The organism is Blastococcus sp. SYSU D01042 (genome assembly GCF_054050515.1).
This window is the reverse complement of sequence record NZ_JBJGZM010000005.1, coordinates 89,988-115,700: the sequence shown is the minus strand read 5'-3', so window position 1 is coordinate 115,700 and position 25,713 is coordinate 89,988. Positions and strand designations below refer to the sequence as shown.

Below are 25,713 nucleotides of genomic sequence, written 5' to 3'. Positions count from 1 at the left end.
GGTCAGGCGCGGCGGCCCAGGCGGGCGAGCAGGCGGGTCGCGCGGTCGGCATCGGCGGGCGGCTCGATGCCGTCGCGGCAGATGCCCTCCATGTACAGCGCCGGCCCGAAGCTCTCGATGCCCCGCTCGATGCGGTCGAGCTCGGCCTCGCCGAGCGTGCCGTCCAGGCCGGCGGTGCGGGCGACGTCCCAGCGGTGCACGACCATGTCCCACACGTAGAACTGCTCGAACGTCGCACCGACGGTGCTCGGTCCGAAGAAGCCCTCGTACGGCGTGGCGACGACGTCGTCGGTCAGCGCCTCCCGGACGCGCTTCGCGTGGTCGCGCCAGGCCGCGGCGGGATCGGCCGCCACGTCCGGCGCCGTCCCGAGATCGATGCCGCGCTGGCCGAGGAAGTCGCGCTGGGTCTCGACCAGGTGCGCGACGACGTCGGCGGCCGACCAGCCCTCGCACGGCGACGGCTCACCCCACGCGCCGGCGGGCAGCGCCTCGAGGACGGCGGTCAGCGGGCGGTCGGCGGTCTCGTAGGACGACGCGGTCTCGTTCATGGCGCCCACCCTGCCGGGCTGGGGCAGGCTGCGTCTTGATGAAACCCGACAGCGACCGCCTCGAGTCGATCGCGCGAGCCCACCTCAAGGACCCGCGCGACGCCTCGCACCGCATGCACCGCTACGAGGCACCGGCCGAGTTCGCCGGGCTGCTGCAGTGGTTCTGGATCCCGGTGTGGTCGGTGCCGCCCGGGCAGGAGGCACCGCAGAAGGTGCTGCAGTACCCGAACGCGCTGGTCGTCGTCGCGCAGGACTACGCCCGCTTCTACGGCGTCGTCGCCGGCCTGTCGACGACGACGCTGTCCGGCGACGGCTGGGCGGTGGGCGTCGCCTGCGCGCCCTCGGCCGGGTACCTGCTGACCGGCCGGCCCATGGCCGAGTTCACCGACCGCGCCGTCGACCTGCCCGACGTGCTCGGCGACGCGGGCACGCGGCTGACCGAGCGGGTTCGGACGGCGATGCGCGACGACCCGGCCGATCCGGCCGCCCACGCCGAGGCGGTGGCCGCCTTCGGGGACGCGCTGCGGCCCGTCCTCCCCGTCGACGCCGACGGCGAGCTGGTCAACCGGCTGGTCGCCTTCGTCGAGTCGCGCAGCGACGTGACCCGGGTGGCGCAGGTCTGCGACGAGTTCGGGATCTCCGAGCGGGCGCTGCAGCGGCTGGTGCACCGGCGGATCGGGCTCACGCCGAAGTGGCTGATCCAGCGCCGTCGTCTGCAGGAGGCGGCCGAGCGGCTGCGCGCCCACGGCACGTCGTTGGCGGAGGTGGCCGCCGTCCTCGGGTACGCCGACCAGGCGCACTTCAGCCGCGACTTCTCCGCCGTCACCGGCATGACGCCGAGCGCGTTCGCCGCCCTCCACGCCCCTCCGCCCTGACGCTAGCCGTGGGCCTGGGCGGCGGCGGCCTCGGCGGGTCCGGTGGGGAGGGCGGTCTCCCGTGGAGGCAGGTCGCGACGGATCGAGACCGACATGACCGCGGCCGCCATGCACAGCGCGCCGGCGAGGAACCAGGCCAGGTCGTAGGAGCCGGTGACGTCGCGGATCACGCCCCCGCCGAACGCCGCCACCGCCGAGCCGAGCTGGTGCGCGGCGAACACCCACCCGAACACCACCGGCGCACGCTCGCCGAAGTGCTCGCGGCACAGCGCCAGCGTGGGCGGCACGGTCGCCACCCAGTCCAGGCCGTAGAAGACGATGAACACGACCATGGTCAGCTGCGGCTCGGGCCCGAACAGCGGCGGCAGCAGGAACAGCGAGAACCCGCGCAGCCCGTAGTAGGCCAGGAGCAGCACCCGCGGGTCGACGCGGTCGGTCAGCCAGCCCGACAGCACGGTGCCGGCGATGTCGAAGATGCCGACGACGGCGAGCAGCGACGCCGCGGTCGTCACCGGCATGCCGTGGTCGTGCGCGGCCGGGATGAAGTGCGGCTGCACCAGTCCGTTGGTCGACATCCCGCAGATGAAGAAGCCGCCGGCCAGCAGCCAGAACGGCCGGGCCCGCGCCGCCAGCGCCAGCCCCTGCAGCGCCGACCGGGCCGCACCCGCGCGGACCGGGTCGACGTCGTCGGCCGCCGTCCCGCCGTAGGGGGCGACGCCGGCGTCCCTTGGGCGGTCCCGGAGCAACCAGGCCACCAGCGGGAGGACGGCGAGCGCTGCGGCGGTCGTGCCGAGCGAGGCGGCGCGCCACCCGTGCTCGCCGTCGATCCAGGCGACCAGCGGGAGGAACACCAGCTGCCCGGCCGCTCCCCCGGCGGTGAGGATGCCCGAGACCAGGCCGCGGCGGGCCACGAACCAGCGGTTGGTCACCGTCGCGACCAGCGAGAGCGCCATCGACCCGGTGCCCAGCCCGACGAGCACGCCCCACAGCAGCACCAGCTGCCAGCTGGCCGTCATGAACACGGTCAGCCCGCTGCCGACGGCGACCACCAGCAGCGCGGCCATCACCACGCGCCGGATGCCGAAGCGCTCCATGAGCGCCGCCGCGAACGGCGCGGTGAGGCCGTAGAGCGCCATGTTGACCGCGACCGCCGCGGAGATGGTCGAGACCGACCAGCCGAACTCGTCGCGCAGCGGGTCGATGAGCACGCCGGGCACGGCGCGGAAGGCCGCCGCACCGACCAGCGCCAGGAAGGTCACCGCGGCCACCCACCAGGCGGGGTGGATCCGCCGGGTGGCTGCGGGGGCGGGGAGCACGGTCACAGCCGCAGATCCTGCCCAACCCAGGACGGCACGACGAGTGGCCCGAAGGCCAACATGTGCAAGGATCCGGCCATGGCCACCCGCCCGCACGTGGTCGCGGTCATCGCCGTCGACCGCGTCGTCGGCTTCGAGCTCGGCCTGCCCTACCGGCTGCTCGGGCTGGCGGAAGCCGACGACGGCTCGCCGCTCTACGACGTCCGCATCGCCACCCTCGACGGCGGGCCGGTGCGGACGGCGGACGGCTTCTCGGTGCTCCCCGACCACGACGGCTCGGTCCTGGCGACGGCGGACACGGTCGTGGTGCCGGGCATCATGGGCGGCCCGGTCGTGCAGGACGGCGTCATCCCGCCCGAGCTCCGCGACGCGCTGCAGCAGGCCGCCGTGCGCGCCCGCATGGTGTCGATCTGCACCGGCTCCTCGGTGCTCGCGGCCGCGGGCCTCCTCGACGGCCGGCCCGCCGCCACCCACTGGCGCGACGCCGAGGCCTTCCGCCGCACCTTCCCCGCCGTCCGGCTGGACCCCGACGTGCTCTTCGTCGACGACGGCGACGTGCTCACCTCCGCCGGGGTCGCCGCCGGCATCGACCTGCTGCTGCACCTGGTACGCCGCGACCACGGCAGCGAGGTCGCCGGCCGCGTCGCCCGCCGGAACGTCGTCGCCCCCTGGCGGGAGGGCGGGCAGTCGCAGTTCGTCGACCGGCCGGTCCCCGAGAACGGGGACGCCGGCACCGCGGCCACCCGCGAGTGGGCGCTGTCCCGGCTGGGCGAGCCGCTCGCCCTCGCCGACCTGGCGGAGCACGCCCGGATGAGCGTGCGCACCTTCACCCGCCGATTCCGCGAGGAGACCGGCCTGTCGCCGCAGCGCTGGCTGGCCGCGCAGCGGGTGCAGCTGGCGCGGCAGCTGCTGGAGGCGACCGACGCGACGATCGACCGGGTGGCGCTCGACGCGGGCTTCGGCACCCCGGCGTCACTGCGCGCGCACCTGCGCGCGGCGATCGGCGTGTCACCGGCGAGCTACCGGCGGACCTTCCGCGGCCACCCCACGGCGGCTCACCCGATGTGACCTGTCCCTCCCCCGGGATGGGACCAGACGGCCGGTGTCTCTGGTTGAGTACTGGATACCGGCGCCGCCCCCGCTCATCCGGAGCGCAAGGAATCGACGTCGGGCTGCGGCAGCGCCACCTCGGTGCGCCCGGCTGACCGACGTCTCGCCGACGATGCGATCCGGCCCTGCCCTGTGCAGCCGTGCCGGTGCTCGCCCGCGCCGAGGTGCTCGTGCAGCCACTCGAGCGTCGAAGGAACCCATTGACCTCCCCCACCAGCAACACCCCTGCAGCTCCCTCCTCGGACGGCGGCGCCCGCCGTCGTCGTGGCGGTCGCGGCCGGGGCTCCCGCCCGGCCGGCGAGCAGCAGGCCCGCCCCACCCCGGCTCCCGCCGCGCCGGCCCCGGTCGTCGTCCCCGTGGGCGCGGACGCCACCGTGCTGCCGACCGACACGACCTTCGAGGCCCTCGGCGTCCCCGCGCCGATGGTCGAGGTGCTCACCGGCAGCGGCATCACCGCGCCGTTCCCGATCCAGGTGGCGACGCTGCCGGACAGCCTCGGCGGCCGCGACGTCCTCGGCCGGGGGCGTACCGGCTCGGGCAAGACCCTGGCCTTCTCCATCCCGCTGGTCGCGCGCCTCGCCGCGTCGGACAGCAAGCGGCTCCCCAAGCGCCCGCGCTCGCTGGTCCTGGTCCCGACCCGCGAGCTGGCCAACCAGGTCGCCGCCGTCGTCGAGCCGCTGGCCCGCGCGCTCGGCATGCGCACCACCACGATCTTCGGCGGCGTCGGCCAGAACCCGCAGGTCCAGGCGCTGGCCCAGGGTGTCGACGTCGTCATCGCCTGCCCCGGCCGGCTCGAGGACCTCATCGGCCAGGGCCACTGCGACCTGGGCGCCGTCGAGATCACCATCCTCGACGAGGCCGACCACATGGCCGACCTGGGCTTCCTGCCCGGCGTCAAGCGGCTCATGGACCGCACGCCGAAGGCCGGCCAGCGGCTGCTGTTCTCCGCGACGCTGGACAACGGCGTCGACGTGCTGGTCAAGCGCTACCTCAGCAACCCGGTGACCCACTCGGTCGACCCGGCCGTCGCCCCGGTCAGCACCATGACCCACCACGTCTTCCACGTGCAGACCGCCGACAAGGCGGAGGTCGTCCGCCAGCTCGCCTCGGGCCTGGGCCGCAGCGTGCTTTTCACCCGCACCAAGCACCAGGCCAAGAAGCTGGCCAAGCAGCTCACCGCCTCGGGCATCCCGGCGGTCGACCTGCACGGCAACCTCAGCCAGAACGCCCGCGAGCGCAACCTCGAGGCGTTCAGCAACGGCACCAGCCGGGTCATGTGCGCGACCGACATCGCCGCCCGCGGCATCCACGTCGACGACGTCGCGCTGGTCGTGCACGTCGACCCGCCGACCGAGCACAAGGCCTACCTGCACCGCTCGGGCCGCACCGCCCGCGCCGGCGCCGGCGGCACGGTCGTCACCATCACCACCCCCGACATGGTGGGCGAGGTCCGCACGCTGACCCGCCAGGCGGGCATCTCGCCGATCGTCAGCCAGATCCGCCCCGGGGCCGAGCAGATCGCCGAGCTCGCCGGCCCGCCGGCGCCCCACGTCGAGCCCGCTCCGGTCCCGGAGCCGCAGCCGCAGGGCTCCGGTGGTGGGCGTCGTCGTCGCGGCGGGTCGGGCACCGGGACCGCCGCGGCCAAGCCGGCCGCCTCGGGTGGTCGCGGGGGTGCGGGCGGCTCCGGCCGGACCTCGGGCCCGGCCCGCACCCGCGCCGAGCTCGCCGCCCGCGCCGGCACGTCGTCGGCCGCCTCGTTCAGCGCCCGCTCCCGCCGCGGCGGCCGCTGACCCGCGCACCGGCGCACCCGGGCTCCGGCCCGGGTGTGCCCGCCGGGCAGGATGGACGGCGATGGCGACGATCGACACGACCCCCGGCACCGTCCGCATCTCCCTGAGCCGCACCGAGAAGTTCTTCGGCCTGCTCCGCGACCTGGAGGTGCCGCGCTCGGCGATCACCGCGGCCGAGGCGGTGCCCTCGGGGCTCGGAGCGCTGCGCGGCCTGCGCGCCCCGGGACTGGGCCTCCCCGGCGTGCGGGCGATCGGGACCTGGCGGGCCCGCGGCGAGAAGAGCTACGTGTCGGTCCGCCGCCACCAGCCGGCGCTCCGGCTGCGGCTCACCGGGCAGCGCTACGACACCGTGCTGATCAGCACCCCGGACGCCGCGGAGCTGGCCGGCCGGCTCACCGCCTGAGCCCCGCGCACGGTTGACCTGCGCGGCGGTGGGCACAGGTTCCGCCGACCCCGCGTGGCCGAGCACAGGCCGCGCCCCGCCGGAACGCCGCGAGGACCACCATGCTGAAGCTGCCCATCACCCTGTCCGAGATCGCGCCCCGCATCAGCGCCGGGGCCTTCATCCTCAACAGCGGGCTCTCCAAGCGCGGAGCCGACGAGGAGACCGCGGCCGGCATGCACGGCTTCGCGGCCGGGACCTACCCGTTCCTCAAGCAGGTGCCGCCGCAGCAGTTCATCCAGGGCCTGTCGACGGCGGAGATCGCCATCGGCGCCGCGCTGCTGACCCCGTTCGTGCCCACGTTCACCGCCGGGGCGCTCCTGACCGGCTTCTCCGGGGGCCTGCTCGGGCTCTACCTGAAGACGCCGGGCATGCGGAAGCCCGGCAGCCTGGCGCCCACCGAGCAGGGGCTGGCCATCGCCAAGGACAGCTGGCTGGTCGGCATCGGCATCGGTCTGATGACCCGCGGGCTCATCGAGCGCCGTCCCCGGGTGACGGTGAAGAAGGCGACGAAGCTGGCGAAGAAGCAGGCCAGGGTCGCCGCCCGCGACGCCCGCCGCCAGGCGAAGGCCGCCTGACCCCACCGACGACGAGATCGCCGATCTCGCACGCTCCGGGGCCCGGCAGCGCGCGAGATCGGCGATCTCGTCAGGTGCTCAGTTGCCGCTGGAGAAGGCGGCGTCGAACGCCGCGGCCGGCGGGTCGAACGCCAGCCGGCGCACGAACTCCAGCGCCTCGGGGGCACCGACCAGGCGGTCCATGCCGGCGTCCTCCCACTCCACCGAGATCGGCCCGTCGTAGCCGATCGTGTTGAGCATCCGGAAGCAGGCCTCCCACGGGACGTCGCCGTGCCCGGTGGAGACGAAGTCCCAGCCGCGCCGCGGGTCGGCCCACGGCAGGTGCGAGCCCATCCGGCCGTTGCGGCCGTTGCCCACCTGCTTCTTCGCGTCCTTGCAGTCGACGTGGTAGATCCGGTCCTTGAAGTCCCAGATGAACGAGACCGGGTCCAGGTCCTGCCAGACGAAGTGCGACGGGTCCCAGTTCAGCCCGAAGGCCTCCCGGTGGCCGATGGCCTCCATCGTGCGCACCGTCGTCCAGTAGTCGTAGGCGATCTCGGACGGGTGCACCTCGTGCGCGAACCGGACGCCGACCTCGTCGAAGACGTCGAGGATCGGGTTCCAGCGGTCGGCGAAGTCGCGGTAGCCGTCCTCGATCATCGAGTCGGGCACCGGCGGGAACATCGCCACCGTCTTCCAGATCTTCGACCCGGTGAAGCCGACGACGGTCTTCACGCCCAGCTTCGCCGCCGCGCGGGCGGTCAGCTTCATCTCCTCGGCCGCCCGCTGACGGACGCCCTCGGGATCGCCGTCGCCCCAGACGCGCGGGTGCACCATGCCGCGGTGCCGCTCGTCGATCGGGTCGTCGCAGACGGCCTGGCCGTTGAGGTGGTTGGAGATCGCGAAGACCTGCAGGTCGTACCGCTTCAGCAGGTCGAGCTTCTCCTGCACGTAGGAGTCGTCGTCGGCGGCGCGCTCGACGTCGAGGTGGTCGCCCCAGCAGGCGATCTCCAGGCCGTCGTAGCCCCACTCGGAGGCGAGCCGGGCGACCTCCTCGAACGGCAGGTCGGCCCACTGGCCGGTGAACAGCGTGACGGGACGGGGCATCGCTACTCCTCGATGTCGGTGAAGGCGGAGCCGGCGGCGGCGCTGCGCTCGACGGCGTCGAGCACCCGCTGCACCTGCAGCCCGTCGGCGAAGGACGGCGTGGGGTCCTCGTCCGCCGCGAGGGCGGTCACCAGGTCGACGACCTGGTGGGTGAAACCGTGCTCGTAGCCCAGCCCGTGCCCGGCCGGCCACCAGGCGCCGACGTAGGGGTGGCCGGGCTCGGTGACGACGATGCGACGGAAGCCTGCGGTCTCGTCCGGCTCGTCGCCGTCGAAGAAGTGCAGGACGTTCATGTCCTCGAAGTCGAACGCCAGGCTGCCCCGCGAGCCGTTGATCTCGATCCGGATGGCGTTCTTCCGGCCGAGGGCGAAGCGGGTCGCCTCGAAGCTGGCCAGCGCACCACCGGAGAAGCGGCCGAGGAACACCGCGGCGTCGTCGACGGTGACGGTGCCGGTCCCCTCCCCCGCGACCCCGGAGAGCGAGCCGGCGGCCGCCGGCAGCGGCCGCTCCTTGACGAAGGTCTCCAGCAGCGCGCTGACGCCGGTGAGCCGCTGGCCGGTGATGTGCTGGGTGAGGTCGACGATGTGCGCGCCGATGTCGCCCAGCGCGCCGGAGCCGGCCTTCTGCTTGTCCAGCCGCCAGGACATGGGGGCGGAGGGGTCGGCGATCCAGTCCTGCAGGTACTGGGCCCGCACGTGGCGGATGTCCCCGAGCCGTCCCTCGGCGACCAGCTGACGGGCCAGGCCGATGGCCGGCACCCGGCGGTAGGTGAAGCCGACCATCGACCGGACGCCGCGGGCCGCGGCCTTGGCTGCGGCGTCGGCCATGGCCTCGGCCTCGGCCACCGTGTTGGCCAGCGGCTTCTCGCAGAGCACGTGCTTGCCCGCCTCGAGCGCGGCGATCGCGATCTCGGCGTGCGTGTCACCGGGGGTGCAGACGTCGACCAGGTCGACGTCGTCGCGCTCGAGCACCCGGCGCCAGTCGGTCTCGGTGCTCGACCAGCCCAGCTTGGCGGCGGCCTCGGTGACGGCGGCCTGGTTGCGCCCGGCGAGCACGGTCAGCTCGGGGCGGAGCGGGAGGTCGAAGAAGTGGGGGGCGGTGCGCCACGCCTGGGAGTGGGCCGCGCCCATGAAGGCGTAGCCGATGAGGCCGACGCCGAGCGTGCGTGTCATGGAGGCTCCTGGGTGGAGCGGAGCCGCCGGGCGGGTGGGCACCCGCCCGGCGGCTCCGGATCAGTCGATCAGGACTCGAACGCGGCGTCGAGGAACTCGTCGACGTTGTCGGCGGTGACCACCGGCGCGTTGAGGACGATCTCGCGCGGCACGCCCTGGGAGTTCAGGTCGGAGATGCCCTTGCCCTGCGCGATCAGGCGGGCCAGCCGGACGCCGTCGGCCGCCTGGGTGTGCGGGTAGATGACGGTCGCCTGGAGGACGGAGTCGCCCGACTCGATGGCGCGCATCGCGTTCGCCGAGCCGGCGCCGCCGACCATGAAGAACTCGTCGCGGCCGGCGTTCTCGATGGCGGCCAGGACGCCGACGCCCTGGTCGTCGTCGTGGTTCCAGATGGCGTCGATCTGCGGAGCGGCCTGGAGCAGGTTGGCCGCCTCGGCCTCACCGGACTCGACGGTGAACTCGGCCGCGACGCGGTTGCTCACCTCGAGCCCGCAGTCGGCCAGCGCGTCGGCGAAGCCCTGGCTGCGGTCCTGGGTCAGGGGCAGCGAGTCGATGCCGGCGATCTCGGCGATGACGGCGTCGGGCTGGTCGCCCAGCTCCTCGCAGATGTAGGTGCCGGCCGAGACGCCCATGCCGTAGTTGTCGCCGAGGATCGTGGCGCGGGCCGCGAAGGGGCTGTTGAACTCGCGGTCGACGTTGATGACCGGGATGCCGGCCTCCATCGCCTCGAGCGCCACGGGGGTGAGGGCGTCGCCGTCGAAGGGGAGCAGCACGATGGCGTCGACGCCGTCGTTGATGAACGTCTCGACCTGGCTGATCTGGGTGCCGACGTCGTTGGTGCCCTCGGCGACGCGCAGCTCGACGTCGTCGTACTCCTCGTCGACCTGACGGGCGGCCTCGGTGATGCCGGCCATCCAGCCGTGGTCGGCCGCGGGGGCCGAGAACCCGATGACGACGTTGTCGCCCTCTTCGTCGTTGTCGCTGGCGGCGTTGGCGCCACCACCGTCACCCGAGCTCTCCGGCTCGTTGCTGGTGCAACCGGCGACCAGGGCACCGGCGCTCATCAGCGCGACCGCGGTGTAGGTCATCCGGCGGAAGGGACGCTGCCTCGCTGCAGACATGGGGATCTCCTCAGGGGTGTTCGTCTCCCTGGCTGGACCGCCAGGTCGTCGGGCTCTGGGTAGGGCTGGTGGTGCTGTCCGGCGGGCGGGAGCCCGCCGGGGTGGTGCCGACCGGGGCGCGGCGGTGAGAGGTCGCCGCACCCCGGTCAGGTCGTGGGTGCGCCGGGCCGGGCGCCGCCGGGGCCACCCGGCTCGCTGGTGCCGCCGGAGACCGCCCCGGCGGAAGCGCCCTGGACGACGGCGCCGCCGGAGGTGGCCGAGCCGTCGCCTGGTCGGCCGAAGGAGAAGCTGCCCGTGGCCAGGCGCTGCTGGAGGAGCACGGCGGCGACGATGATCACGCCGCGCGCCACGGCCTGCGCCGAGCTGGACAGGTCGTTGAGCGTGAAGACGTTGCCCAGCGTGAAGAAGATGATCACGCCGAGGACGGTGCCGACGATCGTGCCCCGGCCGCCGATGAGCAGGGTGCCGCCGATGACGACCGCCGCGATGGCCTCCAGCTCCCAGAGCGTGCCGTGCGTCGAGCTGCCGGTCGTCGTGCGGCCCATGATCATCACGGCGGCGATGCCGCAGGTGATCCCGGAGAGCACGTAGAGCTTGACCGTGTGCCGCTGCACCCGGATGCCGGCGAGCCGGGCGGCCTCGGCGTTGCCGCCGACGGCGAAGGTGCGCCGGCCGAACGTGGTGCGGTTCAGCAGGATCCAGCCGGCCAGCGAGACCAGCGCGAAGATGATCACCAGCGTCGGGATGCCCAGCACGTCACCGGAGAAGAAGTCCAGGAACGCGCTGTCCCGGACGATCTGCGTCCGCCGGTTGGCGATGATCTCGGCGAGGCCCCGCGCCGCGGTGAGCATGGCCAGGGTGGCGATGAAGGCGGCGAGCTTGCCGTAGGCGATGACCACGCCGTTGACCAGGCCCGCGACCGCGCCGACGGCGAGGGCGGTGAACACCATGACGATCCAGTGCGTGTCCTCGGCCATCTGCTGCGTCGCCAGGGTGGTGGCCCACACCGACGAGAGCGCTGCGATCGCGCCGACGGACAGGTCGATCCCGCCGCCGATGATCACGAAGGTCATGCCGATGCTGACCACGCCGACGATCGAGGCGCCGCGCAGGATCGTCAGGATGTTGTCGACGTCGGCGAAGCGGTCCCCGGCGGTGATCAGGCCGACCGCGCAGAGGATGGCCAGCGCGACGACGAGGCCCAGGTTGCGGCCGACCGGCCCGGACATGAAGCCCGGCCCCTTGCCGGCGTCCCGGCGCCCGCCGGCCGGCGCCGCGGACACGTCGGTCGCGCCTCCGGTCGTCGCCGTGGTGCTGCTGCTCATGCCACGTCCCCTTCGTGCTGCATCGTTGCGATCGGGGTGCCCGTGTGGGCGGTCCCCGCCATGATCAGATCGAGCACGCGGTGCTCGTCGAGCGCGTCGGCCCGCTCCTCGGCGACGACCGCGCCGTCGGCGATCACCAGCACGCGGTCGGCCAGCCCCAGGACCTCGGGGATCTCGCTGGAGACCACGACCACCGCGACGCCGCGGTCGGCCAGGTCGCGCACCAGTGCGTAGATCTCCGAGCGGGCGCCGACGTCGACGCCGCGGGTGGGCTCGTCGAGGAGCAGCACGCGGCAGTCGCGCAGCAGCCAGCGGGCCAGGACGACCTTCTGCTGGTTGCCGCCGGACAGCGTGCGGACCTCCCGGTCGACGTCGGCGGGGCGCACGTCCAGCGAGCGGGTCAGCTCCTGGGCGGCGGTGCGCTCGGCGCCGCGGGCGAGGAAGCCGCCGCGGGCGAACCGGGCCAGGCTGGAGATGCTGATGTTCCGGTAGACGGAGTCGCCGAGCAGCAGCGCCTGGCTCTTGCGCTCCTCGGGCGCCAGGCCGACGCCGGCGGCGACCGTGCTGCCGACGTCGCCGTTGCGCAGCTTCTTCCCGCCGACGCGGACGGTGCCGGCGCTCGCGCGGCGGGCACCGAAGACGGTCTCGAGGATCTCCGATCGCCCGGCGCCGACCAGACCGGCCAGGCCGACGATCTCGCCGGGGCGCACGCTGAAGGACACGTCCCGGAAGCTGCCGCGCAGGCCCAGGCCCTCGACCTCGAGCAGCGGCGCCTCGTCGCGGGCGACCTCGCCCCGCCGCTCCGGGAAGACGTACTCGATGGTGCGGCCGGTCATCAGCGTGATGACCTCGCGGGTGGGCGTCTCGCGGGCGGGCAGCCCGGTGGCGACGGTGCTGCCGTCCTTGAGGACGGTGATCCGGTCGCCGATCTGGCGGATCTCCTCGAGCCGGTGGGAGATGTAGACGACGGCGACGTCGTGGGCGGTGAGGTCGCGGACGACGGCGAAGAGCCGCTCCACCTCCTCGTTGTCCAGGACGGCGGACGGCTCGTCCATGACGATGAGCCGCGCGTCCTGCGAGAGCGCCCGCGCGATGCTGACCATCTGCTGCGCGGCGGCGGGGAGGGAGCCGACCTCGGCGGTCGGCCGGATCTCGGGGTGCCCGAGGCGGGTGAGCAGCTGGGACGCCGCCTTGTTCGCCGCCGCCGGGCGGGTGATGCCGAAGCGCGACTGCTCGCGGCCCAGGAAGATGTTGTCGGCCACCGTGAGGCCGGAGACCAGGTCGAGCTCCTGGTAGATCGTGGCGATGCCGCGGCTCATGGCCGCCTGGGGGGTGCCGAGGGTGACCTCCTCGCCGCGCCAGGTGATCCGGCCGGCGTCGGGCTGGTGCGCCCCGGCCAGCACCTTGATCAGCGTGGACTTGCCGGCGCCGTTCTGGCCGAGCAGGCAGTGGACCTCACCGGCGCGGACGTCGAGGTCCACGCCGTCGAGGGCGCGCACCCCCGGGAACGTCTTGACGATGCCGTGCATCTCGAGCAGGGGTGCCCCTGCGCTCGCGGCCGGGCGATCCGGATCCGTCACTCGTCGTACTCCAGACTTTTGCTCACCGTTGACCATTAGTCGGTTGAGGCAGGAACATATGAGCGGCACCACACGGGGGTCAAGGCCGACGGCACCGGTTATCGAACTGAGACCCGTTCGGGGGTACGGGTGGGGCCGGGTGCGACGGGAGCGACTCCTGGTCGCGGTGCGGTCCTGAGGACCGCGGTCATCGCGTCAGCGCGCGATGGCCTGGTCGACGGAGTCCTCGTCGAGGAACTGCTCGATCGCCATGCGGGCAGCGCCCACCCGACCGGAGAGGTCCGGGGCCTCGCTGACGGTGATCTCCAGGGTCCGCGCAGCGAGCGGCATGGAGCGGCGGTAAACCGCCTCGCGGATGCCGGCCAGCAGCGGCACACCGGCCCGGGCCACACCGCCGGTCATGACGATGCGGTGCGGGTTGAAGAAGTTGACCAGCGCCGCGAGCACCGTGCCGATCGTGCGCCCGGCGCCGCGGACCAGCTCGAGCGCGGCGCCGTCGCCGTGGGTGGCGAGCTCTACGACGTCGCGGACCGTCTCGACGGGGAGCCCCGCCGCGCGGGCGTCCCGGAGCAGCGCCTGGCCGCCCGCGATCGCCTCAAGGCAGTTCTCCTGGCCGCAGCGGCAGGTGACGGTGGCGCCGTCGGGCCGGGCGACGTGGATGTGCCCGATGTCGCCGGCGCTGCCCTGCGCCCCCCGGTACACCCGGCCGTCGACGATGACGCCGCAGCCGATGCCGGTGCCCACCTTGACCACCAGCAGGTCCTGCACCGAGCCCGCGACACCGATCTCGCCGAGCGCCATCACGTTCACGTCGTTGTCGACGTACACCGGGCAGCCGTAGCGGCCGAACGCGCTGGGCACCGGGTAGTCGTGCCAGCCCGGCATGATCGGCGGGTAGGACGGCCGGCCGGTGGAGAACTCCACCGGCCCCGGGACGCCGACGCCCACGGCGCACACGTCGTCCGGGGTCAGTCCGGCCTCGGCCAGCACCTTCTGCGCCAGCTGGTCGACCTCGGCGAGCACCGCCTCCGGACCGTCGGCGATGTCGATCGGGTGCCCGACGGTGGCCAGGATCTGCGCCGACAGGTCGGTGACGGCGACGTCGACGCTGCTGGCGCCCAGGTCCACGGCGAGGACGCACCCGGCGCGGCTGTTGAACTGCAGCAGGGTCGGCGGCCGGCCGCCGGTGCTCCAGCCGCGCCCGCCCTCCTCGAGGAGGTTGGCGGCGATGAGCTGGTCCACCCGCGCGCTGACCGTGTTGCGCGACGCCCCGGTGAGCGCCACGAGGTCGGCGCGGCTCCGCGCGCGACCGGTGCGCACGTGCCGGAGCAGTGCGCCGGCAGACGCTGAGGTGGACGCCACGGCGCCATAGTGGCACGCGCGGGCCCTCGCGCAGAGCCCTCGCACACGGACGGGGCAACGCCGGTCAGGGGGCCGGGCGCGTGCTCCCCGGCCCCCTCACCGCGCGTCGCGCTCAGCGCACGCCGAGCAGGTGCTCCATCGCCAGCTGGTCGAGGCGCTCGAAGTGCAGGCCCCGCTCGCCCAGCGCCACCGGGTCGTGCGCCTCGGCCCGCAGGGCGTCCAGCGACTCCCCCTCGCCCAGGGTGGGGACGGCGAGCTCGGCGACCTTGGCCGCCTCCAGCGCCGCGGCGACCTCCGGGTCGGCGCGGAAGGCCCGGGCCTTGTCGCGCAGGATCAGGTAGTTGCGCATGCAGGCCCGCGCGGTCTCCCAGACGCCCTCGATGTCCTCGGTGCGCGGCGGCTTGTAGTCGAAGTGCACGTAGCCGTCGTAGGCCCGGCCGGTGCCGGAGCCGAGCATCGTGTCGACGGTCCAGAAGGCGCCGCGCAGGTTGCCGGCGCCGAAGCGCAGGTCCTGGTCGAAGCGCGGACCGTGCTGGCCGTTGAGGTCGATGTGGAACAGCTTGCCGTGCCACAGCGCCTGGGCGATGCCCTGCGCGAAGTTCAGCCCGGCCATCTCCTCGTGGCCGACCTCGGGGTTGAGGCCCACCCGGTCGGGCTCGTCCAGCTGCTCGATGAAGGCCAGCGCGTGCCCGATCGTCGGCAGCAGGATGTCGCCACGGGGCTCGTTGGGCTTGGGCTCCAGGGCGAACCGCATGTCGTAGCCCTTCTCGCGCACGTAGGCGCAGAGCAGGTCCAGCCCCTCCTTGTAGCGGTCCAGCGCGGCGGCGACGTCCTTGCTGCCGCCGGACTCGGCACCCTCGCGGCCGCCCCACAGGACGTAGGTCTTCGCGCCCAGCTCGGCGGCGAGGTCGATGTTGCGCAGCACCTTGGCGACGGCGTAGCGGCGGACGGCGCGGTCGTTGGCGGTGAAGCCGCCGTCCTTGAACACCGGGGCGCCGAAGAGGTTGGTGGTGGCCATCTCCACGCCCAGGCCGGTCTCGTCGAGGGCCTGCTTGAAGCGCGCGAGGGTGGCGTCGCGGGTGGCGTCGTCCGGGACGAGGTCGTCGTCGTGGAAGGTGACCGCCGCAGCACCCAGCTCGGCCAGCCGGTGCACGGCCTCGACCGGGTCCAGCGGCGGGCGCACCGCGCCGCCGAACACGTCGACGCCCTGCCAGCCGACGGTCCAGAGGCCGAAGCTGAACTTGTCGTCCCGGGTGGGGGTGAGGTCGGGCATGGTGGGGTTCTCCGTCCGTCGTTCGATCAGTGGTGGGTCAGTTCGGGGGCCGGCACGAGCGTCGGGTCGTCGAAGACCTGCTCGAGGGCGACGTGCGCGCCGCCGCGCACGGCCGCGGTGAAGCCGAGGGTGGAGAGGACGACGCGGGCGCCGCCGAGGTCGGCGGCGAGGACGCGGTCGCGGAGGGCTGCGGTCATCGGCCCGACGAGGAACCGGCCGAGCACGGCGAAGTAGCCGCCGAGCAGGACCACCTGCGGGTTGACCAGGTTGATCAGCACGGCCGCGCCCGTACCCAGTCCGGCCCCCACCGCGGCGAGCGCGTCGAGCGTGCGGGCGTCACCGGCGTCGGCACGCGCGGCGAGCTCGGCCAGCCGGGACTCCAGGTCGCGGCCGGAGTCCCGCACCGGGTCGCCGGGGTCGGCGGCGGCGCGGAGCAGGGCGCCGAGGCCGACGACGGTCTCCCAGCAGCCCCGCCGCCCGCAGCCGCAGACGACCGCGGGGTCGCCGAGCGGCGTGTGGCCGACCTCGCCGGAGAACCCGGCGGTCCCGCGCAGCACCCGGCCGTCGACGACGAGGCCGCTGCCGACGCCCACCTCACCGGTCAGGTAGACCAGGTCGGGCGTGCGCGCCTCGGGCCCCCGGGCCCACTCGGCGATGGCCGAGAGGTTCGCGTCGTTCTCCACGCGGACCGGGTAGCCGGGCCGCAGCCGGGTGGCGAGCCCCGCGAGCACGGGGACGTCGTGCCAGCCGAGGTTGGGCGCATCGGTGACGACGCCGTCGACGCTGCGCACCAGCCCCGGCACGGCCACCGTGAGACCGACGAGCACGGCGTCACCGACGGCCGCGAGCACTTCGCTCACCAGCCGGGCGACCTCGTCCAGCGTCCGCTCCGCACCGAGCGCGGGCACGTCGAGGGCCACCCGGCGCTCGAACCGGACCTCGCCGCGCAGGTCGAGCGCCAGGACGGCGACGTAGTCGACGTTCAGCTCGACGCCGATGCCGCACACCCCCGCGCCGTCGAGGTGCACCGTCAGCCCGGGCCGCCCGACGGACCCGGCGCGGTCGACCTCACCGGTCGAGACGAGGCCCCGGTCGGCGAGCTCGGCGACCAGGCTGGACACGGTGGCCTTGTTCAGCCCGGTCTCCTGGGCGATGCGCGCCCGCGACCGAGGACCGGCGTCCCGGAGGAGCCGGAGCACCAACCCGAGGTTGCCGCGTCGCACGGCGGCCTGGTCGGCGGGTGCGGCGCGACGGGCGACACCGAGGAGCCGGTGCGGTTCGGACACGGCCACCTCCTCGATCGTGCCGGGACCCCTATTCGTCGGGGCATCCAACAAATTAGGGTGGCGGTCATGGAGTGGTCAAGCTCACGGGTCCTCGTCGCCGGCGTCGACACCTCGACGCAAGCCTGCAAGGTGGTCGTCCGCGACGCGGCCAGCGGCGAGCTGGTCCGCTCGGGCCGGGCGCCGCACCCGCCCGGCACCGAGGTCGCCCCCCGCGCGTGGGAGGAGGCCTTCACCGCCGCGGCGGAACAGGCCGGCGGCCTGGACGACGTGGCGGCGCTCGCGGTCGGCGGCCAGCAGCACGGCATGGTCTGCCTGGACGAGCACGGGGAGGTCGTCCGCGACGCCCTCCTCTGGAACGACGTCCGCTCGGCGGCCGCCGCGCACGACCTGGTGCTGGAGCTGGGCGACGGCGACGAGGACCGCGGACGGCAGGTCTGGGCCGACGCCGTCGGCGTGGTGCCGGTCGCGTCGTTCACCGCGACCAAGCTGCGCTGGCTGGCCGACGCCGAGCCCGCGCACGCCGACCGCACCGCGGCGGTCTGCCTGCCGCACGACTGGCTGACCTGGCGGCTGTCCGAGGGGCGCGCGCTGGACACGCTGACCACCGACCGCGGCGACGCCAGCGGCACCGCCTACTGGTCGGCGCGCACCGGCGAGTACCGCCCCGACCTGCTGGAGCGGGCGATGCGCGGCCGCCGCCCCGCCGTCCCCCGCGTGGCCGGCCCGGCCGAGCGGGTCGGGACGCTCGCGGGCACCGGCGCCGTGCTCGGACCGGGCACCGGCGACAACGCCGCGGCCGCGCTCGGGCTGGCTGCCCGCCCCGGTGACGTCGTCGTCTCGATCGGCACCTCGGGGGTCGTCTCGGCCGTGACCTCGACGGCGGTGGCCGACGTCAGCGGCACGGTGGCGGGCTTCGCCGACGCGACCGGCCGGCACCTGCCGCTGGTCGCCACGCTCAACGCCGCCCGGGTGCTGGACGCCGCGGCCGCGCTCCTCGGCGTCGACCACGCGACCCTGTCCGACCTCGCGCTGACCGCGCCCCCGGGCGCCGGAGGGCTGGTGCTCGTCCCCTACCTCGAGGGCGAGCGCACCCCCAACCTGCCGCACGCCACCGGATCGGTGCACGGCCTGACGCTGCGCACCTCGACGCCGGCCCACCTCGCCCGCGCGGCAGTCGAGGGGCTGCTGTGCGGGCTCGCCGACGGCATCGAGGCCGTCGTCGCCCAGGGGGTGCGGGTCGAGCGGGTGCTCCTGGTCGGCGGCGCCGCCCGCTCCCCCGCCGTCCAGCAGCTGGCCCCCGGCGTCCTCGGCAGGCCGGTGCTCGTGCCGCCGCCCGGCGAGTACGTGGCCGACGGCGCCGCCCGGCAGGCGGCGTGGGTGCTCTCCGGCGAGGCGGAGCCGCCGCAGTGGGCGCAGCCGGGCCTGCAGACGTTCGAGGCCGCGCCCGTGCCCTGGGTGCGGGAGCGCTACGCGGAGGTGCGCGGCCGCACCGACGGCCAGTGAGGGGACCCCGGAACGCGCGAGATCGCCGATCTCGAACGCTAGACAGCGCCGGAGCGCGCGAGATCGCCGATCTCGTCGCGGAGGACGGCGACCACGTCGGCGGGGTGGGTGTGCACGGTCATGTGGGCGGCTCCCGGGATCTCGACGAGCCGGCCTTGCGGTGCGGCGGCGGCGAGCGCGGCGGCCCAGCCGGCCGGGCAGAGCGCGTCGCGGGTGCCGCGCACGACCGTGACGGGGACGGCGATGCGAGGCAGCCGCAGCTCGATGCGGTCCGGCGCGGCGCGGCGCCACAGCGCGCGCATCGCCCGCGGCCCGGTGCGCAGCCACTGCGCCAGGACCCGCGGCACCTGGCGCCACGGCTCGCGCACCGCCGTCCGCAGCCAGGCCGCGACCAGCCCGCCCGGGCGCCGGAGCTGCGGCGCCGTCGTCGGCCCGAGCAGGACGACGGCGACGACGCGGGGGTCGCGCTCGGCGACGGCGGCCACCACCTGGCAGCTCTGCGAGTGCCCGACGAGCACGACCGGACCACGGCCGAGGCGGGCCCGCACCTGCTCGGCCAGCTCCCCCACCCCCGGCACCGGCTCGCGGCGGCCCATGCCGGGCAGCGCGAGCACCGCGGCCGGGACCGATGCCGGCAGCCGGCGCTGCACGCCCGTCCAGGAGCGCGCGTCGAGCCCCAGACCCGGCACGGCGACGACGCGGAGGGGCGTGGAGGACATGCACGCGGTCTACCCGTCCGGGCTGGTCAGGACCACCGCGCGCGCCCGACTGTGGCCCGTATCGCCCCACGGTCCGGCGGGCGGGATGCGCCCGGAGTGGGAGAATCGGGAGCATGACGACAGCAGCGACGCGGGCCCCCTCCGGACGCGAGAGCGACAGCGGGCGACCCCGCGTCGTCATCATCGGCTCCGGCTTCGGCGGGCTGTTCGCCGCCAAGGCGCTCAAGCGCGCCCCGGTCGACGTCACGCTGATCGGCAAGACGGCCAACCACCTGTTCCAGCCGCTGCTCTACCAGGTGGCGACCGGCATCCTCTCCGAGGGCGAGATCGCCCCGGCCACGCGCGAGATCCTCAAGCACCAGAAGGACACCCGCGTCGTCCTGGGCGAGGTCGTCGACATCGACCTGACCGCCCGGACGGTCACCTCGACCGTGCTCGGCCGCACGAGCGTGCACCCCTACGACGAGCTCATCGTCGCAGCGGGCGCCGGCCAGTCGTACTTCGGCAACGACCAGTTCGCCGAGTTCGCCCCCGGCATGAAGAGCATCGACGACGCCCTCGAGCTGCGCGGCCGCATCTTCGGCGCCTTCGAGCTGGCCGAGCTGGCCACCGACCAGGCCGAGATCGACCGGCTGATGACCTTCGTCGTCGTCGGCGCGGGCCCCACCGGCGTGGAGATGGCCGGCCAGATCGCCGAGCTCGCGCGGCGCACCCTCAAGCGGGACTTCCGGAACATCGACCCCACGCAGGCGCGCATCATCCTGCTGGACGCCGCCCCGATCGTGCTGCCCTCCTTCGGCGAGAAGCTAGGTGACCGGGCGCGCCGGCACCTCAACCGCATCGGCGTCGAGGTGCAGCTCGGCGCGATGGTGACGAACGTCGACGCCGACGGGCTCGACGTCAAGGACTCCGACGGCCAGGTCCGCCGGATCAACGCCGCCACCAAGATCTGGGCGGCCGGCGTGCAGGCCAGCGGGCTGGGCCGGATCCTCGGCGAGCAGTCCGGCGCCGAGGTGGACCGGGCCGGCCGCATCTCGGTGCTGCCCGATCTCACGCTGCCCGGGCACCCCGAGGTGCACGTCGTCGGGGACATGATGGCCCTGGGCAAGCTGCCCGGCGTGGCGCAGGTGGCCATCCAGGGCGGCCGCTACGCCGCCGACTCGATCAAGCGCCGGCAGGCCGGCAAGGCGCCCGCGGCCCCGTTCAGGTACAAGGACAAGGGCTCGATGGCGACGATCTCGCGCTTCTCCGCGGTCGCCGACATCGGGCGGTTCAAGTTCGAGGGCTTCATCGCCTGGGTGCTGTGGCTGGTCGTGCACCTCATGTACATCGTCGGCTTCAAGAGCCGCTTCACCACGGTGTTCCACTGGCTGATCAGCTTCCTGGGCCGCGGCCGCTCGCAGCGGGTGGCCACCCAGCAGCAGGTGTACGGCCGGCTGGCGCTCGAGCAGCTGGGCTCGGGCTGGGAGGCGTCCAAGACCGGCGGCCCCAAGGAGCCGGTGCCGCACGAGCAGGACATCACCCAGCGCGACTCGGCCTGATGCCCGCCCCCGCGCCGACCGCAACCCGGGACGCACCGGTCTCCCCCCGTGGGGTCAGACCGGGAGTGCCCGGGTCCAGGTCGGGTCGGCAGCGTCCGACCTAGACGGCATGGACGGCCTCCGGCGAGCCCCGGCAGCGACGCTGCTGGCTGCGCTCTACCTCGTCGGCGGAGCCCTGTGCTTCATCGGCGCGGCCTGGCCGATGAGCCCCGGGGCTCCGGTCGACCTGCTCTGGGTCATGGGCGTCGTGGGCGTGCTGGTCGGCGGCACGATGGCCGTCCTCGGCCGGGCGCTGCCCGCGCCCGCGCTGCACGCCGCGCTGGCCGTGGTCTCGCTGCTCATCGCCGTCCTCGCCTGGCGCTCTGCGACCGCGGTCGGCATCGTCGGGCTCGGCCCGGCGCTCACCGGCGTCGCGCTGTACAGCGCGCACGTGCTCTCGCTCCCGGCCGCGCGCGCCCACACCTGGCTGGCCGTCGCCGGTGCCAGCGCGGGTGCCGCCGCGGCCGAGCCCTCCGACTTCCTCCAGGCGTGGCTGGCGCTGTGCGTCACGGTGCTCGCCCTCGTCGAGGCGCAGGGTCGGCTGGCCCGGCGGCTGCGCGACGCCGCGGACACCGACGCCCTCACCGGGGTGGCCAATCGGCGCGCCTGGGAGGAGCAGGCGTCCCGGCACCTGGCGCGCGCGCTGCGCAGCGGCGAGCCGCTGAGCATCGCCATCCTGGACCTGGACGACTTCAAGCTGGTCAACGACCAGCAGGGGCACGGCGCCGGCGACACCCTGCTGCAGGAGCTCGCCGCCGGGTGGACCAGCCGGCTGCGGCACGCCGACCTGCTCGGCCGCTACGGCGGTGACGAGTTCGTCCTCTGCCTGCCGGCCACCGACCGCGCGGGCGCCGAGGAGCTGATGGGCCGGCTCCAGGCGACCCACCGGTTCCGCTGGTCGGTCGGCCTGGCCACCGTGCAGCCGGGCGACACGCTGAGCGGGATGCTCGCGCGCGCCGACCAGGATCTCTACGTGGCCAAGCGCGCCGGCCGCTGCCCCTCCTGACCCGCCGCGCGCTCGAACCGTCCCGCCCACTCCCCCAGCAGGTCGCGCAGCTCGGGTGGTGAGAGCACCGTGAACTCAGCGCCGAGGCTGCCCAGGGCCAGCGCCGCCCAGCTCAGGTCGTGGGTCTCCATCCGCAGCCGGGAGCGGCCCCCGGGCTCCTCGGTCACCGTCGCCCACGGCCCGATGCGCCGGTGCACGTCGGCCGCGGCGGCCTCCACCAGCGCCTCCACCACGTGCGCCCCCGCCCGCGCATCCGTGCCGCGTCGCACGAAGGCGGCCGCGTCCTCGGCCGGGAGCGTGCGCGGGGCGAAGTGCTGCCCGGTCCCGCGCAGGCCGGAGATCCGGTCCAGCCGGAAGCTGCGCCAGTCGCCCCGGCCCAGGTCGTAGGCGACCAGGTACCAGCGCCTGCCCATCGCGACGAGCCGGAAGGGCTCGGCGAGCCGGTCGGTGCGGGCGCCGTCGGCGGCGGTGTATCCGAACTCCACCCGCTCGGTGTCCCGGCAGGCGACGGCGGCGGCGACGAGCAGCTGCGGGTCCACCGCGGCGCCCGTCGCCGCTCCGGGAGCGGGCACGGTCATGGCGCCGAGCACCTCCGCCCGGCGGCGCAGCCGCGCCGGCAGAACCTGGACGACGGTGGTCAGCGCGCGCACCGACGCCTCCGCCATGCCGGTGACGGCGCTCTGCGCGGCGGCCTGCAGCCCGACGGTCAGCGCCACCGCCTCCTCGTCGTCCAGCACCAGCGGGGGCAGCGCCGTGCCCGGTGCCAGCCGGTAGCCGCCGTCGACGCCGGGTGAGGCGTCGACCGGGTACCCCAGCTCGCGCAGCCGCTCGACGTCGCGCCGCAGGGTGCGCAGCGAGACGCCCAGTCGGGCGGCCAGCTCACCGCCGGGCCAGTGCCGCCGCTGCTGCAGGAGCGAGAGCAGCCGCAGCGTCCGGTTCCCGGGGCTCGTCATGTCCCGATCCTGCCGTCATCGCGGTCAGGATCTGGCACCGATCCTCCCTAGCGTGGTCTGCGACGGACCACTCCGACGGAAGGCACGACCATGACCACGACTCCCCCGCCCGCGACCGGCGAGCGCGCCGACCTGCTCGAGCTGCTGCAGAGCTCCCGCTGGTTCCTGCGCTTCACCGTCCAGGGCCTGACCGACGAGCAGGCCCGCGAGCGCACCACGGTCAGCGAGCTCACCCTCGGTGGGCTGATCAAGCACGTGGCCCGGACCGAGGCGGGCTGGGCCCGCTTCTGCGTCGAGGGGCCCTCGGCGATGGCCGCACCCACCGACGACGCCGGCTACCGGGACTGGGCCGAGGGCCACCGGCTGCTGGCCGGCGAGACGCTCGCGGGGGCGCTGGCCGAGTACGAGGAGGTGGCCGCGCGCACCGACGAGCTCGCCCGCACGCTGGACCTCGACGTCTCCTTCCCGCTGCCCGAGGCGCCGTGGTTCCCGCCGGGCGCGCACCGCTCCGTGCGCCGGGCGCTCATGCACATCGCGGCCGAGACCGTCCAGCACGCCGGCCACGCGGACATCATCCGGGAATCGCTCGACGGCCAGAAGACGATGGGCTGACCCGTTCCGCCCTGAGCGTGATCGCTGCCCCGGCGGCTGGGCGAGGAGTTCACTGGTGTGCGTAATCCCGTAATCAGGAGTGCGCCATGACCGAGCCCGAAGCCCTCGCGCCGGAGACGGCGCTGGACGCCTACTCCCGCGTCGTCACCACGGTGGCGGCCGACCTGACGCCCCACGTGGCGGCTCTCGAGGTCAGCGGCCCCGACGGGCGCTCGGGAGCCGGGTCGGCCGTCGTCGTCGGCGACGAGGGCCTGCTGCTCACCAACGCCCACGTCGTGGCCCGGTCCCGGGTCGGCCGCGCCGTGTTCGCCGACGGCACGGAGGTCGACGTCGACGTCGTCGGGGCCGATCCGCTGTCCGACCTGGCCGTGGTGCGGGCCCGGGGCGCCACGCCGCCGCCGGCCGAGCTCGGGGACGCAGCGACCCTGCGGGTCGGGCAGCTGGTCGTGGCGGTCGGCAACCCGCTGGGCCTGGCCGGGTCGGTCACCGCCGGGGTGGTCAGCGGGCTCGGCCGCTCGCTGCCCACCCGCGACGGGCGCACGGCGCGCGTCGTGGAGGACGTCATCCAGACCGACGCCGCGCTCAACCCGGGCAACTCCGGAGGCGCCCTGGCCGACGCCTCCTCGCGCGTGGTGGGCATCAACACCGCCGTCGCGGGCTGGGGCCTGGGCCTCGCGGTGCCGATCAACGGGACGAGCCGCCGGATCCTGGCCGCGCTCGTCGCCGACGGCCGCGTGCGCCGGGCCTACCTCGGTCTGGTCAGCACGCCCGCGCCGTTGCCGGCCGACCTCGCCGCCCGCACCGGCCGGCGCCGCGGGCTGCGCGTCGTCGACGTCGTGTCCGGCGGGCCGGCGGACCGGTCGGGGCTCCGGCGCGGGGACCTGGTCCTGGAGGCCGGCCACCGGCCGGTCGCCGATGCGCAGAGCCTCCAGCGGCTGCTGTTCACCGAGGCGATCGGGCAGCCGCTGCCGATGACGGTGTTCCGCAACGGCGCGATGGTCGACGTGATCGCGCTGCCGGGCGAGCTCACGGGCTGACCGGCCCGGTCAGTCATCGTCCAGCGCGGCGAGGTGCGCCGCAGCACGGTCGCGCACCTCGGCCGCCTCGGCGGCCTGGCGCTCGGCGGCGGCCCGACGTCGCTCCTCCCGCCGCAGCGCCGCCGCGACGTCGGCGACCGCGCGCTCGGCCTCGGCCAGCTGGTCGGCGAGCTCGTCCACCCGGGCCTGCAGCTCGGTGCGGCGGGCGGCGAGCGCCTCGGACTCCCGGCGGTGCTCCTCGAGGGCGGACGCCGCCTCGTCGGCCGCCGCGGTGGCCTCCTCCGCAGCGGTGCGGGCGGCGGCCAGCTCGCGCTGCCGCTTCTCCTCCGCCGCCTTCCGGCGCTCCTCCTGCTCGCGCGCCCGGCGCTCGGCCGCCGACTCCCCCGACCCCTTCGCCGCGGGCTTCGGCGGGCCCGCCTTCGCCGGTCGCGCGGCGGGGCGCTCGGGCCTCGGCGCGGGGTGCACGAGCCGGAGGTCGGGCGTGGACACCGTCGTCCCCAGGCCGCTGTAGGACATCGGTGAGGTGAGCCGGCCGGTCAGCAGGGCGGCGCCGGCGTCCGGGTCGGCCATCGCCGCGCGCAGCGTCTCCTCCACCTGGGTGGCCACCGACGTGCTGATCGGGTGGCCCTCCCCGGCGGCGAGCCCGCGGGCCTGCCGGGTCAGGGCGGTGACCAGCTGCCGCCGCTGGACGTCGAGCGCGCGCAGCTGGTCACCGGCCAGGTTCTCCTGCGCCTCGCGGAGCAGGCCGCCGAGCTCGACGAGGTTCTCCAGCTCCTCCCGGTGGCCGCGCACCAGCAGGTTGCACGCCCACGCGGCGGCCGAGGGCTTGGGCAGCGCGCCGATGTCCTTGGCCAGCGCCTTGTCGCCCTCGGCCTTGGCGTCGTCCTGCCGGGCCTTGCGGAGCCCGACGAACTCCTCCGGCGGGACGCCGTAGAGCTCGTCGGCCACCTCGTCCAGGTCCACGGACCAGGACGATGCCAGAGACCCCCCTCAGCAGCAGGCCGGCGCGGGCTCGGCGGTCGTCCGCCCCTCCAGGTCCGGGCGTGCGTCGCCGGTGACCGTGTAGACCTCCCACGGCTCGCCGCCGGGACCGGTCACCCACACCTTGTCCTGGACCGCGTAGCAGCAGGTCGTGCCGTCCTCCACGCGTGTGGCCAGGCCGGCACCGGCGAGCCGGGTCGTGGCGGCGGTGACGTCGTCGGTCGACGCGACCTCGACGCCGAGGTGGTCCATGCGGGTGGGCTCGCCGGCTGCGCCCTCGAGCAGCACCAGCTTCAGCGGCGGCTCGGCGACGGCGAAGTTGGCGTATCCGGGGCGGCGCTTTGCCGGCCGGGTGTCGAACAGCCGCGAGTAGAAGTCGACGGCGGCGTCGAGGTCGGCGACGCGGAGCGCGAGCTGCACACGGGACATGGGGTCCTCCTCTGGACGAGACATCGACA

At 74.8% G+C, this 25,713-nt stretch carries 24 protein-coding genes; 10 read left to right on the top strand and 14 right to left on the bottom strand.

Annotation, left to right across the window (positions count from 1 at the left end; translation table 11 throughout):
* Window positions 1–2 precede the first annotated feature (2 nt).
* Window positions 3–548, bottom strand: a complete 546-nt coding sequence (locus ACI79H_RS11510; RefSeq protein ID WP_456554523.1) for a maleylpyruvate isomerase family mycothiol-dependent enzyme — start codon at window positions 546–548, stop codon at window positions 3–5.
* A 38-nt stretch (window positions 549–586) separates the two neighbouring features.
* Here ACI79H_RS11510 and ACI79H_RS11505 point away from each other — a divergent pair, with 38 nt between their 5' ends.
* Window positions 587–1,423, top strand: coding sequence for a helix-turn-helix domain-containing protein (locus tag ACI79H_RS11505; protein ID WP_456554522.1), 837 nt, complete (start codon window positions 587–589; stop codon window positions 1,421–1,423).
* A gap of 2 nt (window positions 1,424–1,425) precedes the next feature.
* Here ACI79H_RS11505 and ACI79H_RS11500 read toward each other — a convergent pair whose 3' ends face one another.
* The gene (locus ACI79H_RS11500) at window positions 1,426–2,745 is read right to left on the bottom strand and encodes an MFS transporter (RefSeq protein ID WP_456554521.1); all 1,320 of its coding nucleotides are present in this window, start codon (window positions 2,743–2,745) and stop codon (window positions 1,426–1,428) included.
* 72 nt (window positions 2,746–2,817) lie between these two features.
* On the opposite strand from ACI79H_RS11500, the gene ACI79H_RS11495 reads away from it, so the two are divergent.
* From ACI79H_RS11495 to ACI79H_RS11480, 4 genes are all read left to right on the top strand, one after another.
* Window positions 2,818–3,807 carry a GlxA family transcriptional regulator gene (locus ACI79H_RS11495; protein ID WP_456554520.1) on the top strand — a complete coding sequence of 330 codons (990 nt, stop codon included), beginning with the start codon at window positions 2,818–2,820 and terminating at the stop codon, window positions 3,805–3,807.
* Window positions 3,808–4,049: 242 nt separating this feature from the next.
* Window positions 4,050–5,639: a DEAD/DEAH box helicase gene (locus tag ACI79H_RS11490; RefSeq protein WP_456554519.1), complete on the top strand. Its 1,590-nt coding sequence runs from the start codon at window positions 4,050–4,052 to the stop codon at window positions 5,637–5,639.
* 61 nt (window positions 5,640–5,700) lie between these two features.
* Complete coding sequence (locus ACI79H_RS11485) at window positions 5,701–6,042, top strand: hypothetical protein (protein WP_456554518.1); 342 nt, start codon at window positions 5,701–5,703, stop codon at window positions 6,040–6,042.
* 101 nt (window positions 6,043–6,143) lie between these two features.
* Entirely contained in the window at window positions 6,144–6,659 is a 516-nt protein-coding gene (locus ACI79H_RS11480; RefSeq protein ID WP_456554517.1) for a hypothetical protein, read from the top strand.
* 78 nt (window positions 6,660–6,737) lie between these two features.
* Here the strand turns inward: ACI79H_RS11480 and ACI79H_RS11475 are convergent, their stop codons facing one another.
* From ACI79H_RS11475 to ACI79H_RS11440, 8 genes are all read right to left on the bottom strand, one after another.
* Window positions 6,738–7,745, bottom strand: a complete 1,008-nt coding sequence (locus tag ACI79H_RS11475) for a sugar phosphate isomerase/epimerase family protein (protein WP_456554516.1) — start codon at window positions 7,743–7,745, stop codon at window positions 6,738–6,740.
* Window positions 7,746–7,747: 2 nt separating this feature from the next.
* Window positions 7,748–8,917, bottom strand: a complete 1,170-nt coding sequence (locus ACI79H_RS11470; RefSeq protein ID WP_456554515.1) for a Gfo/Idh/MocA family protein — start codon at window positions 8,915–8,917, stop codon at window positions 7,748–7,750.
* A 68-nt stretch (window positions 8,918–8,985) separates the two neighbouring features.
* Window positions 8,986–10,038: a substrate-binding domain-containing protein gene (locus tag ACI79H_RS11465; protein ID WP_456554514.1), complete on the bottom strand. Its 1,053-nt coding sequence runs from the start codon at window positions 10,036–10,038 to the stop codon at window positions 8,986–8,988.
* Between the two features lie 146 nt (window positions 10,039–10,184).
* On the bottom strand, window positions 10,185–11,363 hold the full coding sequence (locus tag ACI79H_RS11460; protein WP_456554513.1) for an ABC transporter permease: 1,179 nt from the start codon (window positions 11,361–11,363) through the stop codon (window positions 10,185–10,187).
* The gene (locus tag ACI79H_RS11455) at window positions 11,360–12,943 is read right to left on the bottom strand and encodes a sugar ABC transporter ATP-binding protein (protein ID WP_456554512.1); all 1,584 of its coding nucleotides are present in this window, start codon (window positions 12,941–12,943) and stop codon (window positions 11,360–11,362) included. Before ACI79H_RS11455 ends, ACI79H_RS11460 begins: the two co-directional genes overlap by 4 nt.
* Before the next feature lie 195 nt (window positions 12,944–13,138).
* Entirely contained in the window at window positions 13,139–14,305 is a 1,167-nt protein-coding gene (locus ACI79H_RS11450) for an ROK family protein (protein WP_456554511.1), read from the bottom strand.
* Window positions 14,306–14,417: 112 nt separating this feature from the next.
* On the bottom strand, window positions 14,418–15,578 hold the full coding sequence (gene xylA / locus ACI79H_RS11445) for a xylose isomerase (RefSeq protein WP_456554510.1): 1,161 nt from the start codon (window positions 15,576–15,578) through the stop codon (window positions 14,418–14,420).
* A 26-nt stretch (window positions 15,579–15,604) separates the two neighbouring features.
* Window positions 15,605–16,864, bottom strand: coding sequence for an ROK family transcriptional regulator (locus ACI79H_RS11440; RefSeq protein WP_456554509.1), 1,260 nt, complete (start codon window positions 16,862–16,864; stop codon window positions 15,605–15,607).
* Between the two features lie 66 nt (window positions 16,865–16,930).
* On the opposite strand from ACI79H_RS11440, the gene ACI79H_RS11435 reads away from it, so the two are divergent.
* A complete protein-coding gene (locus ACI79H_RS11435; protein WP_456554508.1) occupies window positions 16,931–18,367 on the top strand; it encodes a xylulokinase in 1,437 nt (478 codons plus the stop codon).
* A 38-nt stretch (window positions 18,368–18,405) separates the two neighbouring features.
* Here the strand turns inward: ACI79H_RS11435 and ACI79H_RS11430 are convergent, their stop codons facing one another.
* Entirely contained in the window at window positions 18,406–19,086 is a 681-nt protein-coding gene (locus ACI79H_RS11430; RefSeq protein ID WP_456554507.1) for an alpha/beta fold hydrolase, read from the bottom strand.
* 113 nt (window positions 19,087–19,199) lie between these two features.
* On the opposite strand from ACI79H_RS11430, the gene ACI79H_RS11425 reads away from it, so the two are divergent.
* A complete protein-coding gene (locus tag ACI79H_RS11425) occupies window positions 19,200–20,627 on the top strand; it encodes an NAD(P)/FAD-dependent oxidoreductase (RefSeq protein WP_456554506.1) in 1,428 nt (475 codons plus the stop codon).
* 109 nt (window positions 20,628–20,736) lie between these two features.
* Entirely contained in the window at window positions 20,737–21,672 is a 936-nt protein-coding gene (locus ACI79H_RS11420) for a GGDEF domain-containing protein (RefSeq protein WP_456554505.1), read from the top strand.
* Here the strand turns inward: ACI79H_RS11420 and ACI79H_RS11415 are convergent.
* Window positions 21,636–22,625, bottom strand: coding sequence for a helix-turn-helix transcriptional regulator (locus ACI79H_RS11415; protein ID WP_456554504.1), 990 nt, complete (start codon window positions 22,623–22,625; stop codon window positions 21,636–21,638). The genes ACI79H_RS11420 and ACI79H_RS11415 overlap by 37 nt on opposite strands.
* A 90-nt stretch (window positions 22,626–22,715) precedes the next feature.
* On the opposite strand from ACI79H_RS11415, the gene ACI79H_RS11410 reads away from it, so the two are divergent.
* On the top strand, window positions 22,716–23,237 hold the full coding sequence (locus ACI79H_RS11410) for a DinB family protein (protein ID WP_456554503.1): 522 nt from the start codon (window positions 22,716–22,718) through the stop codon (window positions 23,235–23,237).
* 86 nt (window positions 23,238–23,323) lie between these two features.
* Window positions 23,324–24,274, top strand: a complete 951-nt coding sequence (locus ACI79H_RS11405) for a S1C family serine protease (RefSeq protein WP_456554502.1) — start codon at window positions 23,324–23,326, stop codon at window positions 24,272–24,274.
* Window positions 24,275–24,283: 9 nt separating this feature from the next.
* Here the strand turns inward: ACI79H_RS11405 and ACI79H_RS11400 are convergent, their stop codons facing one another.
* Both ACI79H_RS11400 and ACI79H_RS11395 read right to left on the bottom strand, forming a co-directional pair.
* Entirely contained in the window at window positions 24,284–25,237 is a 954-nt protein-coding gene (locus ACI79H_RS11400; protein WP_456554501.1) for a hypothetical protein, read from the bottom strand.
* A 27-nt stretch (window positions 25,238–25,264) separates the two neighbouring features.
* Window positions 25,265–25,684: an ArsI/CadI family heavy metal resistance metalloenzyme gene (locus ACI79H_RS11395; protein ID WP_456554500.1), complete on the bottom strand. Its 420-nt coding sequence runs from the start codon at window positions 25,682–25,684 to the stop codon at window positions 25,265–25,267.
* Window positions 25,685–25,713 lie beyond the last annotated feature (29 nt).